Annotated in this window: 11 protein-coding genes; 10 read left to right on the top strand and 1 reads right to left on the bottom strand. The window is 61.6% G+C overall.

Annotated elements, in window-relative coordinates; genetic code table 11:
• Nucleotides 1-100: 100 nt before the first annotated feature.
• The 4 genes from MQW79_RS08870 to MQW79_RS08855 all read left to right on the top strand — a co-directional run bounded on the left by MQW79_RS08870 (nt 101) and on the right by MQW79_RS08855 (nt 4,804).
• Nucleotides 101-310: a hypothetical protein gene (locus tag MQW79_RS08870; RefSeq protein WP_476588078.1), complete on the top strand. Its 210-nt coding sequence runs from the start codon at nt 101-103 to the stop codon at nt 308-310.
• A 152-nt stretch (nt 311-462) separates the two neighbouring features.
• The gene (gene gpmI / locus MQW79_RS08865; protein WP_476588077.1) at nt 463-1,956 is read left to right on the top strand and encodes a 2,3-bisphosphoglycerate-independent phosphoglycerate mutase; all 1,494 of its coding nucleotides are present in this window, start codon (nt 463-465) and stop codon (nt 1,954-1,956) included.
• A 488-nt stretch (nt 1,957-2,444) separates the two neighbouring features.
• Nucleotides 2,445-4,454: an acyltransferase family protein gene (locus tag MQW79_RS08860; protein WP_476588076.1), complete on the top strand. Its 2,010-nt coding sequence runs from the start codon at nt 2,445-2,447 to the stop codon at nt 4,452-4,454.
• Between the two features lie 131 nt (nt 4,455-4,585).
• On the top strand, nt 4,586-4,804 hold the full coding sequence (locus MQW79_RS08855) for an autotransporter outer membrane beta-barrel domain-containing protein (protein WP_476588075.1): 219 nt from the start codon (nt 4,586-4,588) through the stop codon (nt 4,802-4,804).
• A 452-nt stretch (nt 4,805-5,256) separates the two neighbouring features.
• Here the strand turns inward: MQW79_RS08855 and MQW79_RS08850 are convergent, their stop codons facing one another.
• Nucleotides 5,257-6,279 (bottom strand): LacI family DNA-binding transcriptional regulator, encoded by a 1,023-nt coding sequence (locus MQW79_RS08850; RefSeq protein WP_476588073.1) that lies wholly within the window; start codon nt 6,277-6,279, stop codon nt 5,257-5,259.
• A 117-nt stretch (nt 6,280-6,396) separates the two neighbouring features.
• On the opposite strand from MQW79_RS08850, the gene MQW79_RS08845 reads away from it, so the two are divergent.
• The 6 genes from MQW79_RS08845 to MQW79_RS08820 all read left to right on the top strand — a co-directional run bounded on the left by MQW79_RS08845 (nt 6,397) and on the right by MQW79_RS08820 (nt 12,784).
• Nucleotides 6,397-7,356 (top strand): hypothetical protein, encoded by a 960-nt coding sequence (locus tag MQW79_RS08845; protein WP_476588072.1) that lies wholly within the window; start codon nt 6,397-6,399, stop codon nt 7,354-7,356.
• The gene (locus MQW79_RS08840) at nt 7,353-8,510 is read left to right on the top strand and encodes a serine hydrolase domain-containing protein (RefSeq protein ID WP_476588070.1); all 1,158 of its coding nucleotides are present in this window, start codon (nt 7,353-7,355) and stop codon (nt 8,508-8,510) included. Before MQW79_RS08845 ends, MQW79_RS08840 begins: the two co-directional genes overlap by 4 nt.
• Nucleotides 8,511-8,620: 110 nt before the next feature.
• A complete protein-coding gene (locus MQW79_RS08835; protein ID WP_476588069.1) occupies nt 8,621-9,922 on the top strand; it encodes an ABC transporter substrate-binding protein in 1,302 nt (433 codons plus the stop codon).
• Nucleotides 9,923-9,957: 35 nt separating this feature from the next.
• Nucleotides 9,958-10,893, top strand: coding sequence for a carbohydrate ABC transporter permease (locus MQW79_RS08830; RefSeq protein ID WP_476588068.1), 936 nt, complete (start codon nt 9,958-9,960; stop codon nt 10,891-10,893).
• The gene (locus tag MQW79_RS08825) at nt 10,890-11,714 is read left to right on the top strand and encodes a carbohydrate ABC transporter permease (protein WP_476588066.1); all 825 of its coding nucleotides are present in this window, start codon (nt 10,890-10,892) and stop codon (nt 11,712-11,714) included. Before MQW79_RS08830 ends, MQW79_RS08825 begins: the two co-directional genes overlap by 4 nt.
• A gap of 14 nt (nt 11,715-11,728) precedes the next feature.
• Nucleotides 11,729-12,784 (top strand): ABC transporter ATP-binding protein, encoded by a 1,056-nt coding sequence (locus tag MQW79_RS08820; protein ID WP_476588065.1) that lies wholly within the window; start codon nt 11,729-11,731, stop codon nt 12,782-12,784.
• Nucleotides 12,785-12,797 lie beyond the last annotated feature (13 nt).

The following is a 12,797-nucleotide window of genomic DNA, read 5'->3' as shown; positions in this document are numbered from 1 at the left end:
CACACAATCGAATCTCGATATCGGGAACCGATTGTACGAAGAGGTTGTTATCCTGACAACTCATCGCGCGATGAGTCCACGGCAATCATAGGAGGCTTTCATGACCAGCGAAACAAACCGCGATCCACGCCACCACACCCAACAGGTGCAGCAGCGCCTTCAGGAACTGATGAACCACCTGCGCCAGGACATTGAGAAGGTTGATGAGCCGCAGCTCAAAGCCATGTTCGAGACGTCGGCCGAGGTATTGGGCGGCATCAAGAAGGCGTTTAGCGACTACGAAAGCAAGAACGAGAGCGCCTGGCGATAGACGAAATGGTGGAGGGACGGTGACACTGCAGCAGGCCCGTTTGCGGCAGATTTCCTTGTTCGGTCGCTGCAATGATGGTGGACGACAATTGGCAATCAAAAGAGCGAGGTCCCTGAGTGCCGGGAGAATTGAACGTGGCTCTTAAGCCAGTAATGCTAGCTATCCTCGATGGCTGGGGCTGGCGTGAAGAGAGCGCCGACAACGCAGTGCGCCTGGCCCACACACCGCATTTCGATCGCCTATGGGAAAGCTGTCCGCGTAGCTTCCTTGCGACATCTGGCCTGGATGTGGGGCTTCCAGATGGCCAGATGGGCAATTCCGAAGTCGGTCACCTCAACATCGGAGCAGGCCGAGTCGTCCTGCAGGATCTGGTCCGCATCACAAAGGCAATTGAGGACGGAACGCTGGCGGGCGCCGTCATGGCCTCGGGGCTGCCAGCGGCGCTCAAGGCAAGCGGCGGGACCTGTCATCTGATGGGGCTGGTTTCGCCCGGCGGCGTGCATTCGCATCAGGACCATGCAGTGGCCCTTGCCCGAGTATTGCAGCAATCCGGCGTTCCAACGGTGATTCACGCCTTTACGGACGGGCGCGATACCCCGCCCGAGGCTGCAGCAGGCTATTTGGCCGAGATCGACGCCGCCCTGCCACCCGGCGTAGATATCGCCACAGTGACCGGCCGCTATTGGGTAATGGACCGTGACCAGCGTTGGGAGCGGGTACAGCAAGCTTATGACGCGATCGTCACGGGCCGTGGGCAGAATAGCGCTACGGCGCAGGAAGCCGTTGACGCGGCCTATGCGAACTCTGTCACCGACGAGTTTGTGCCTGCGTCGGTTATCGGTAAATTCGGTGGCATCAAGGACGGGGACGCCGTCCTTTGCTTCAACTTCCGCGCAGATCGTGTCAAGCAGTTGATGGCCGCGCTGCTCCTTCCTGATTTCGACGGGTTCACGCGCCAGGCGCCGCAACTATCGGCAGCCGTCAGCATGACGCACTATGGGGATGAATTTGACCCATGGCTGAAGCCGCTGTTAGCGTCGCAAACCATTGCCAACGGACTGGGCGAGACCGTGGCGCTCGGCGGAAGCAGGCAATTGCGACTTGCCGAGTCAGAGAAATATCCGCACGTCACCTATTTCTTCAACGGCGGTAGGGAAGAGCCATTTGTCGGCGAGGAGAGGACCATTGTCGACTCGCCCAAAGTCGCCACCTATGACCTGCAGCCTGAAATGTCCGCCCCGATGGTCGGCGATCGTGCCGTCGAGGCAATCGGCTCGAAACGCTACGATCTGATCATCGTCAATTTCGCCAACCCCGACATGGTCGGCCACACTGGCAATCTTGAGGCAGCAATCGCCGCGGTCGAAGCGGTCGATCTTCAACTCGGGCGAATTGCGGAGGCGATCCATTCGGCCAATGGGGTGCTGATGGTGACGGCCGATCATGGCAATTGCGAGCAGATGCGTGATCCCCTCACTGGCGGGCCCCACACTGCGCACACCACTAATCCGGTCCCGGCCATACTCTATAACACCACTCATCGGTCGCTTCGCAGCGGCCGCTTGGCAGACGTGGCTCCGACATTGATCCAGCTGATGGATCTGAAGAAGCCGCAGGAGATGTCGGGGACATCGCTGCTAGCGTGACATCCGGTAGAACCAGCGCTCGCATGGAGCCGCGCCGGCTGCGTTGCGGAACAGTCCGGGAGCCAATGGTGGCGTCGACCTAGGTCGATGACCTAACGCAAACTCGGTTGCCACGTTTTTGAGACCTCGTCATACCGCCTCAACAGCGAGAATGGGTCAACAAGCGCGCTGGGACAGCCTGGCCTAAACGGCAGCTATCGACGCTTTGGACTCGGGAAGCGGCCAGTCTTCAAACGGCCCCATATTTGCCATGAGCCGAGCGCGTTGGAAGGGCAGGGAGTGGGGCCCATATTGATCGGCAGGCCTCGCTCGTTTCAGGAACTCTTGTGACAGAAGTAGGTGAATATTACCTAGTAATTTCAATGCAATAGGTGTTCACAGTTTTGTTCTGACCGGCGCGCCATTATATGACTGTGTGAATGTCGGAGAAACGCCCCCACCGAAGCGGGGCAGTTGATTAATGCGGGCATCTCATGCATGCAGACCGTATGACAAGCCCAATTGCTTATCGGCCTGACATCGACGGATTGCGCGCGGTTGCTGTCGGCGCCGTCGTGATATTTCACGCCTTTCCAAGCCTTCTTCCAGGCGGTTTCATTGGCGTTGACGTGTTCTTCGTGATTTCGGGATTCCTGATCACCAGCATCCTTCAGAAGAGCCTCGGCGAGGGCCGCTTCTCACTGGTCGACTTCTATGCGCGCCGCGCCCGACGGATATTCCCCGCACTGGCCTTGGTCATCGGCGCGTGCCTCATTGCGGGCTGGTTTCTATTGCTACCGGACGAGTTTGCCACGCTTGGCAAGCACGCTGCAGCCGGGGCCGGCTTCGTTGCCAATTGGGTGCTCTGGCAAGAGACTGGGTACTTCGGAGAGGAAGCCTCCCAGACCATCCTTCTGCACTTATGGTCACTCGGCATCGAAGAGCAATTCTATCTGGTCTGGCCGCTGCTCATGCTGGCTGGCTGGAAGCTACGTTTCGACCTATTCTGGATGGCCGCGCTGATGTGCGCCGTCTCCTTTGGCGTAAACATGTGGGTCATCAACGTCGATCCGGTTGCCACCTTCTATTCCCCGGCCACCCGCGCATGGGAACTTGGCATCGGCGCCATGCTGGCCCTGAGCCCTCGTGGGCAAGTGGGGCCACGCGCAGCGACGGTTTTGTCGGGCATTGGCCTAGTGACAATTGCCGCGGCCGCCTTATTGATGTCCGAGGGCGAGCCTTTCCCGGGCTGGCGCGCCGCTATACCTACCGTCGGCGCGGCTGCCATCATCGCGGCCGGTCCGACTGTTTTCGGCAACCGCCTCCTTGCCATGCGCGCCCCCGTATTCATCGGCAAGATCAGCTACCCCCTCTATCTGTGGCATTGGCCGCTGCTCGCATTCCCGGCCATAATCCTGGACGGCGCCGTCCCTACCCCTTGGCGGGCCTTCGCCATGGTGGCGGCCTTCGCTTTATCCGTGGCCACCTATCGCTTGGTCGAGCGCCCGTTGGCGGGCGACAGGCAGTTGTTCCGCAAGTCTGGCATTCTGGCAGCGGCGTTATCCCTGGTCGCCGCTCTTGGCTTCACGACCTTCTCAAGTGCCGGGCTGCCGGCCCGTGGCAACATGGCAGAATACGCAAACACGCAGACCTGGCTGGCCGCGCGCATGGACTGGCCCTACGCAGAGAACGACCTGTGCCTTGAGCGCTTCCCTTCACCGCATCGGCGCGAGGGATGGTGGTTTTGTATGCTTGAAGAAGATGCGCCACCGAGTGTTTTCCTGATCGGCAACTCATTTGCAAATCATCTGTATGCAGGTGTAGCCAACGCCCCAGCGCTTCGAGACGAGAATGTCCTTCAGTTCGGCAGTTGCGATCCAGGACTCGGCCTATCTTTCACCTATTCACCGTCACATCCTTGCTTCGGTGAGGGGCGTCAGGCGCAGGAGGAAATGACCAACCGGATCATCGAGAACAACCCGACAATCCAGCTCGCAATCCTTAGCGCCCCTTGGCCGTCATTTAACGCCGATGGCGATGCCGTTGACTATTTCGACCCCTTAAAGGTTGACGGTGAATTCAGCTCGGTCCCGCCAGTCCCCGGCGAGACATCCTACGACGCGTTCATGGGTGCCCTAGAGCGCCGCATCGCGTTTTTGGATAACCGAAACATCCGGACTGTGGTCGTGCTAATGACGCCAGAGATCGAATACAGCCCTGAAACGTGCTACGGCGGACGCCCCCTGATTGAGGCCGCCAACCCTTGCGAAGTAAGTTATGCCGGGGAACTTCAGAAGCAGGAGCGCTTTCGCGCCGGATTGGCTTCAATCGAGGCCAAGTATCCAAAACTGTCCGTGTTCGACCCGTTGCCTACGCTATGCCGCGACGACGTATGCATTATGAAAGGCGAGGGCCCGCTCCTGCGCGACATCGGGCATCTATCGGTGGAGGGCAGCAATCTGGTTGGTGAAGCACTGACCGAATGGCTTACCAGCGATTTTTCAACCAGCGAGCCATGACGTTCTGCGGATCCGGAGCGAGGTGCCCGTCAACATCGAGAAGTTGGACTTCGGCGCCGAAAGCCTCACCGAACTGCACAACGGATTCGGTACTAACATGATCATCTCGGTAACCTATACGGATGAGTACATTGCGTTCCCTGAGTGCACCGGCATACTTTTCCAAGGCGACGGGCGGCAATGGCCTCACCATTGCGGGCACCTCCCTGGCGCGCGACAGCCTGGTGCTCAATGCCGGGTTCGATGTCAACCTCACCGACAGCGCCACATTGGGCCTGGCCTATGTCGGCCAGTTCGGCTCGGGCATGCAGAACCATGGCGCCAGCCTCAGTCTGAATGTGAAGTTCTGATCGCGAGCGGCGCCATTCGGCAGAAACGTGAAAACCCTCACCATGGCTTCCCCAAAATCAGTTCTCGCCGCTACCGTTGCCCTGGTGCTGTCGCCTCAATTTCCAGCGCCAGGAACCGGGACTGCCCGGTAATGCATCGAGCCTGCGTAAGAGCCATGGCAGCTGGCAGCTCTGCGCCCGCTCACTGACCGTTATCGGATCTTCGTGGGCCCAAAGCCGTTAATCCGCCAACGACTCTTTTCCGGTCACCTGCCAATTGAATTGGAATGTGGGGGGCGCGGCGCAAATCTGCCGCTTAGCAGTTTATAGGATTCGAAATTTCCCAACAATTGCAGTGCCTATCATGTCGCAGCGGGCGCACCATCTGGCAGCTGGTGGGTCTACACGTCCAGCTGTCCTCCGACAGTCCGCATCGCGCGTTGGTTGAAGAGGGAAGTCGCGCAACGGGCTATTTAGGCGCTCGGTGGCAGGGAGCCGCGCGCAACGATCGGCATAGGTACCAGGTCCGGCTGCGTGGTTTGCAGCGATCCCAGGAGCAGCTCGACGGCCCGGCGCCCCATTTCTTCGTGCGGCAAGCCAATGGTCGTCAGGCCCGGCCGCAAGTATGACGCGAGCTCGTCGTTGTCGAACGAGACCACGGCAACATCCTTCGGAACGTCAAGGTCGGCTTCTGCCAAGGCCTGGTAGGCGCCGAAGGCAAGACGGTCGTTGAGACAGAGGATCGCGTTGGGCCTTTCTGACTTGAGCAGCTTGCGGGTCAGTTCATAGCCATGTCCGGGTTCCCAGTTCCAGCAGCTGAGTTCCGCGGAGAACTCCATGCCGTGTTCTGCCATGGCCTCGCGGATTCCGGCGAATCGCCGGGCGATGCTCTCGGAACGGAAAAGTCCGGCTTCATCCCTGGCGTTGTGACCAAGGAGTACCACGCCGTCCCGAATGCCGGCAGCAGCGAGCAGGTCGACCGCCTGGCGGCCGCCGCGGTATTCGTCCGGCAGCACGGAAACAGGAAACCGCGCGCTGGTCCCGTTCAGCATTACCACAGGCACATTTATCGCCAGGTCCGGCACGAATACCTCCCGCGCCCGCATGGCGGCGAAGATCAGGCCATCGACCTGCCGGTCGAGCGCGGCTTCTACCGCCTGAATTTCGCGCGCCGGTTCGCCGCCGGTTTCGAGCACCAGCATGACATGCTTGGCTCCCTCGGCCGCTGCCAGCGCGCCGCGGATGAGGCCGCTCGCAAAACGCGTGGTCGCCACATAGTCGGAAATGAAGGCAATGGATCGTGACTTGTCGGTACGCAGGGCGCGTGCCGCGACATTGGGGCGATAGCCAAGGCTTGCCGCCGCGGCATGCACCTTGGCATGCGCATCCGCCGACAGGCGGGTATCGGGCCGACCGGTCAGGATCATCGAGGCAGCGGTGGTGGACAGACCCGCCAGGCGAGCGACATCTGCCAGCGTAACGCGCTTCTTTTGCAAGCCTCGTACCTCCCTCGCCCCTACAGGGGCTGACGTCGTTTGCATAAACACGCTGCACTCGCTTGACAACCGAGCCGCGCCATTGCATCTGCTAAATGCTTTTAGCAGGGGAAGTGAATGGGTTTCAACCTGTCCGATCACTGGGTGTGGGACTTCTGGCTGGCCGATGACGGCGTCGGCTACCATCTCTATTACCTGCATGCGCCCAAGTCGCTCGGCAACCCCGACCTGCGGCACCGCAATGCGCGTATCGGGCATGCCAGTTCCACCGATCTGGTCAACTGGACCAATCATGGCCGCATCTTCGATGCCGGTCCTGCGGGCAGCTTCGATGGCAGCGCCACGTGGACGGGCAGTGTCGTGCGCGACCCAGCCGGGCTCTGGCGCATGTTCTATACCGGTTCGCGCTTCCTCTCGCCCGACGGCAACGCCAATATCGAAACCATTGGCCTTGCCACATCCACCGATCTGTCCACCTGGACCAAACAGCCCGGTCCGATCCTCGTTGCTGATCCCGCCCTCTATGAAACGCTTGGCACATCGAGCTGGCCCGAAGAAGCCTGGCGCGATCCCTGGGTGTTCTGGGATCAGGCAAGCCAGCTTTGGCACATGCTCATTACCGCCCGCAGCACGACAGGTGCGGAGCCGGACAGGGGCGTCATGGCCCATGCCACCTCGCCCGATCTTTTCAGCTGGACAGCCCAGCCGGCCCTGAGCCAGCCGGGCGCGGGCTTTGCCCATCTCGAGGTCTTCCAGATTGTCCAAGTCGGGGGGCGCAAGCACGTTGTTTTTTGCTGCGACGCCGCCAAGCTGGTGGGTGCGCGGGCTGGAGAGATGGGTGGCGTGTGGACGCAGCCGCTCGATCATTTCCCGGCCGAGATCGACTTCCGCGCCGCACGGCTCCTCATCGATGAGCGGCTCTATGCCGGTCGCATCGCCTTTGACCGCGCCGGCAAGGCATTCCTCCTTGCCTTCAACAATGTCACTGCCGATGGCCAGTTCATGGGCGGCATTTCCGATCCGCTGCCTGTCCAGGTGGGCAGAGATGGCTATCTCGAGCTGGAGGTCGCACGATGAGCGCCGCAATTCACGGGTTCGCCGCAAGCGGCTACGAGGCCGTTGCCGAGGCCTTTGCCAGTGCTTTTGACGGTCGACCCGAAATGGGCGCTGCGCTGCATATCATCCGTGACGGCGAAAGCGTCGTCGATCTGTGGGGCGGTGTAGCCGATGCGCGCGACGGGCGTGCCTGGCAAGCGGACACGCCTTCCGTGATCTTTTCGTGCACCAAAGGTCTGGTCTCAATCCTTGCCGCCCGGCTCGTCCAGGAGGGCCGGCTTGATTATGACGCTTCGGTCAGCCGCTACTGGCCTGAATTCGCCGCAGCCGGCAAGGCCGAAGTCACGGTGGGCGACGCGCTGGCGCACCGTGCCGGGCTGTCGGCACCGCGACAGGACCTCACTGAAGACGATATTGTCGACTGGGACCGCATGGCCCAGGTCCTTGCCGAGCAAGAACCGCTCTGGCCGCTCGGCACAGGCTATGCCTATCATGCCCTCACCCATGGCTGGGTCGCCGGCGAAATCATCCGCCGCGTCACCGGCCGCTCGGTCGGGCAGTATTTTGCCGATGTCGTTACCACGCCGCTCGGCGTCGACGCCTGGATCGGCCTGCCCGAGGGCGAAGCCTCGCGCGTGGCGCATCTGCGCGTCAGCCCGCCGCTCTCGGCCCTCTGGGCCGACGAAGCCTCAAAGCCAGCACCAAACTGGCCCTATAAGGCCATGACGCTGGGGAATGCCCTGCCGGCCGACCTCGTTTCGGAAACCGGCGGTTTCAACACCCAGCGCATCCGCGCCGCCGAAATTCCCGGCGCCGGCGGCATTGCCAGCGCCGAGGCGCTCGCCACCATCTGGTCGGCCGCGGTCGTGCCAACACGCGGCATATGGCTGCTCGACACCCCTGTTGTCGCCGAGGCGACGCGCACCCGCAGCGAAGGGATGCCGGTGTTCGGCGGAGAACCTCCTTATTCGCGCTGGGGCTGCGGCTTCCAGCTCGATTCCGAGGCACGCCGCTATCTCAATGACATGTGCTTCGGACATGACGGTGCAGGTGGGCAGGTCGGCTTTGCCGATCCCCGGCACCAGATCGGTTTCGGCTTCGTCACCAACTGGATGATGGGTCCGGAAGACCAGCGCGCCACCGCAATCATCGCGGCGCTCCGCGCTTCACTCTAGTCGCCGCGCCCGGGCGCAATGCGGATATTGACTCCGCGCTGCGCCCATGCGCTAAATCCATTTAGCAGAGGGAAACATCCCTGCAGACTTTATCCTGGAGGAGGCAAGTCTTGAACAACCCAACCCGCAACGCCCTGCGTATCCTGACCACGCTGTCGGCCGCCGCCACTGCCGGCACGGCCCTCGCCGCGCCCACCTGCGGCACCGACCCGGTCGTGCTCAATGCCTATTTCGAAACCGGCTTTCCACTGCCGACGCGCCTGAGCGAAGAGTTCACCAAGCAGTTTCCCAATGTCACCTTCGACATCAAGGAAGACCAGTTCGCCAACATGATGGAGAACTCGCCGCGCATCCTGTCCGAGGACAATGCGCCCGATCTCATCCGCCTGCCGTCGTTGACCGACCTCGTCGCCAACGATCTGCTGCTCAATCTCGACACCTATTTCACCGAATTCGGCTGGGACAAGTTCCCTGCCGGCCAGCTGGTGCAGTTGCGCGTCGAAGAGGGTGGCCGTCCGCGCGGCACCGGCTCGCTCTTTGGCATGGGCCTGAACTATTCCATGACCGGCGTCTTCTACAACAAGGCCCTGGCCGAGCAGCTCGGCATGACCGAGCCGCCCAAGACCGTTGCTGAGCTCGATGCACTCATGGCCAAGGCCAAGGAAGCGGGCATCCAGCCGATCATGCAGTGGAACAAGGGCACGGCAGGCCTCGCCTTCCCGCTGCAGAACCTGATGGGCGCCTATGGCACGCCTGAGCCGATCAATGACTGGATCTTCCAGAAGGACGGCGCCAGCATCAACACGCCCGAGGCCCTCGAGGCCGCCGAGCATCTCGATGGCTGGATCAAGGCCGGTTATTTCCCGCCCGATGCCAATGCGATCGAATATTTCCAGATGATGAGCCGCTTCATCGGGGGCGAAGGCCTCTTCATGTTCAACGGCGATTGGGAATCGGGCAATCTCGATACCAATGCCAAGGACAAGTTCGGCTTCTTCATCATGCCGAGCACCGAAGAGGGTGGACGCCATGCCTCCATGTCCGCGCCGCTGAGCTACGGCATCGGCGCCAAGGCCGCCAACCCCGATTGTGCCGCCTTCTTCCTTGATTGGGTCGCAACCAATGAAGAAGCGCGCAAGATCAACGTCGCCGTCGGCGGCTCCAATCCGGGTGGCCCGGCCGACATGGCCATTCCCCCGGTCGAGCCCGGCTCGGTGACCGAGCAGTCACTGGCGGCCGGTGCGGTGCTGGCGCAGGACAATGGCGCCATGGATTTCATCGCCAATGCCACCGGCGCCATCTTTGCCGCCGGCTGGACGCCGGAACTGCAGAAGATGGTCGGCGGACAGCAGACGGCTGCCGGTCTTCTCGAAGCCGTCCAGAAGGAATACGAGACCCAGCTGTCCCGCTAAAGAGGTCTCGGCTGCCCACATGCCCGGAATGAACCATGACTGAAAATCCATCGTCCGTTCCGGACGTGTCGCAGCGCAACAAGCGGCTTCCCCCCGCAAAGGGAAGCCGCAGAACCAGGCTCACGGCCTGGTTCTTCATTGCGCCGGCCTTCCTGGCCTACGCCGTCTTCGTGCTCGTGCCGCTCTGCATGAGCTTTTATTATTCGTTCCTGCGCTGGGACGGGATTGGCGAGGCACGCTTTCATGGCCTCACCAATTACATCACCGTCCTAACCGACAGCGATCTTCTGCAGATCATCGGCAATGCCTTTCAGCTGGTGCTCTATTTCACCCTCATTCCCGTCGGGTTGGGGCTGGCCGTCGCCTCGGCGATTCGCGGCCAGATGAATGGCCGCTTCGGCATGGCGACGCGCACCATTCTCTTCCTGCCCCAGGTCATTCCGCTGGTTGCCGCCGGCATTGCCTGGAGCTGGATGTTCGCCTCGACCGGGCTCGTCAACCAGGCGTTGAAGGCCGTGGGGCTGTCGAGCTGGGTCAAGGGCTGGCTGGGCGATTTCGTCTGGGCCCTGCCGGCCGTGGGCGTCATCGGCGCCTGGGTGTTATTGGGCCTCTGCACCATGCTGCTGGTCACCGGCATCACCAAGATCGACCAGAGCCTTTATGAAGCCGCCCGGCTCGATGGCGCGAGACCGTGGCACGAATTCCGCTACATCACCCTGCCGGGCCTGCGCCAGGAAATCGGCGTCTGTATCACCGTCACCGTGATCGCCGCGCTCGCCAGTTTCGACATCGTCTATATCTCCACCCAGGGCGGTCCGGGCATCACCACAACCGTTCCGGGTCTCGAAATCTATCGCCTCGCCTTTGCCCACCGACAGGTCGGCCTCGCCTCGGCGCTCGCCATTGTCCTCATGGTCCTGGTGCTGCTCTCGATTGCACCGGTCCAGTGGTTCACGCGGGACAAGAAATGAAGACCTCCCTGCCCAACACCATAATCGCGCGCACGCTGATCGTTCTCCTGATGGCGATCACGCTCCTGCCCTTTCTCTCTATGCTGTCGGCGGCACTCGCCCCGCAGGGCACCTATCCCAGTGGCCTGCAATGGCCAGCGGACCCGCAATGGGGCAATTTCCTGCGCGCCTTCGAAGTGGCCAAGATGGACCAGCTGCTGGTCTCGAGCGGGCTCATCGTGCTCGGCGTCGTGCCCATCTCGGTGCTCTGCGCCACCATGGCCGGTTATGGCCTCGCCAAGCTCACGACCAACAGGTTCAAGTGGCTCTACCTGGTCTTTGTCTTCGGGCTGACTCTGCCCTTTGAGGCCGTCATCACCCCCCTCTATTACGAAGTGCGGTCCATGGGCCTGCTCAACACGCGCTTTGCCATCATTCTTCCGCTGATCGGGCTCTACATGCCCTTCGGCGTCTACTGGATGCGCGCCCACTTTCTCAACGTGCCGCAGGACCTCAGCGAAGCGGCCCAGATCGACGGCGCCACCCGCTGGACCGAGTTCTGGCATGTGCAGGTGCCGCTGGCCCGTCCGGCCATCATGTCGCTGACCATTCTCCTGTTCCTGTGGACCTGGAACCAGTTCCTCCTGCCAGTGGTGCTCGTGCAGGATCCGATGCAGCGCACCATGGCCGGCGCGCTGGGTGCTTTCCAGGGCCAGTGGGGCACCGACATACCACTACTCTGTGCAGGCTCGCTGCTGATCCTCACGCCCACCGTCATCATCTTTCTCATCTTCCAGCGCCAGTTCGTCGCCGCCCTCATGCAGGGCGCGGTCAAGGGCTAACAGGAGTCCCCCCAATGGCAGGACTTACCCTCCGTTCCGTTCACAAGGCCTATGGTGAAGTCCCCGTGATCAAGGGCGTGGATCTCGATATCGACCATGGTCAGTTCGTGGTTTTTGTCGGCCCCTCGGGCTGCGGCAAGTCCACTTTGCTGCGCATGATTGCCGGCCTCGAGGACATTTCTGAGGGCGAGATCCGCATCGGCAACCGCGTGGTCAACGAGGTCGAACCGCGGGACCGTGGGGTGGCCATGGTTTTCCAGTCCTATGCGCTCTATCCGCACATGAGTGTCTACGACAATGTCGGCTTCGGCCTGAAGTTAGCCGGCACGCCCAAGGCCATGCGCGATGCCAAGATCCGCGATGCCGCCAGAGTGCTGCAGATGGAACACCTGCTCGATCGCAAGCCGGGTCAGCTTTCGGGCGGGCAACGCCAGCGCGTCGCCATCGGCCGTGCCATCGTGCGCGAGCCCGATGTGTTCCTGTTCGACGAACCGCTTTCCAATCTCGATGCGGCCCTGCGCGGCGACATGCGCATGGAGCTGGCCCGGCTGCACAACGATCTGGGCGCCACCATGATCTACGTGACCCACGACCAGATCGAGGCCATGACCCTTGCTGACAAGATCGTCGTACTCGATGGCGGCGTCGTCCAACAGGTCGGTTCACCCCTCGAACTCTACAACAACCCTGCCAACCTTTTTGTGGCCGGCTTTATCGGCTCGCCCAAGATGAATCTATTGCAGGTCAGGACGGTAGATGGCGTTGGCAGCGGCCTTGTCCTTGGCGACCACGCCTTGGGTATTGAGGCGCCGGCTGGGGCAAGCGATGAACTGACCTTCGGCATCCGTCCACATGCCCTTTACCTGGCCGAAGGAGGTCGTTTGGTCGGCACGGTCGTGTTGATCGAGCGTCTAGGCAACGAAACGATCATCCGGATCCGCCTGCGATCCGGCAATGATATCACCGCGGCGCTGGCCGGGCAGGTGAACCTCGCGCTCGATCAATCTGTCGCGTTGGACTTTGATCGTGCCGACTGCCTGTTGTTTGATGCCTCGGGTCGCAGAATCTAGAGATTTGCGCCAC

It is taken from the genome of Devosia sp. Micro-HW1 (genome assembly GCF_056341075.1).
This window is presented reverse-complemented; position numbering and strand designations above follow the sequence as displayed.

Coding starts and splice junctions, on each gene's coding strand:
- MQW79_RS08820 (WP_476588065.1), top strand. CDS start 11,729: ATGGCAGGACTTACCCTCCGTTCCGTTCACAAGGCCTATGGTGAAGTC.
- MQW79_RS08825 (WP_476588066.1), top strand. CDS start 10,890: ATGAAGACCTCCCTGCCCAACACCATAATCGCGCGCACGCTGATCGTT.
- MQW79_RS08840 (WP_476588070.1), top strand. CDS start 7,353: ATGAGCGCCGCAATTCACGGGTTCGCCGCAAGCGGCTACGAGGCCGTT.
- MQW79_RS08860 (WP_476588076.1), top strand. CDS start 2,445: ATGACAAGCCCAATTGCTTATCGGCCTGACATCGACGGATTGCGCGCG.
- gpmI (WP_476588077.1), top strand. CDS start 463: ATGCTAGCTATCCTCGATGGCTGGGGCTGGCGTGAAGAGAGCGCCGAC.
- MQW79_RS08870 (WP_476588078.1), top strand. CDS start 101: ATGACCAGCGAAACAAACCGCGATCCACGCCACCACACCCAACAGGTG.
- MQW79_RS08845 (WP_476588072.1), top strand. CDS start 6,397: ATGGGTTTCAACCTGTCCGATCACTGGGTGTGGGACTTCTGGCTGGCC.
- MQW79_RS08830 (WP_476588068.1), top strand. CDS start 9,958: ATGACTGAAAATCCATCGTCCGTTCCGGACGTGTCGCAGCGCAACAAG.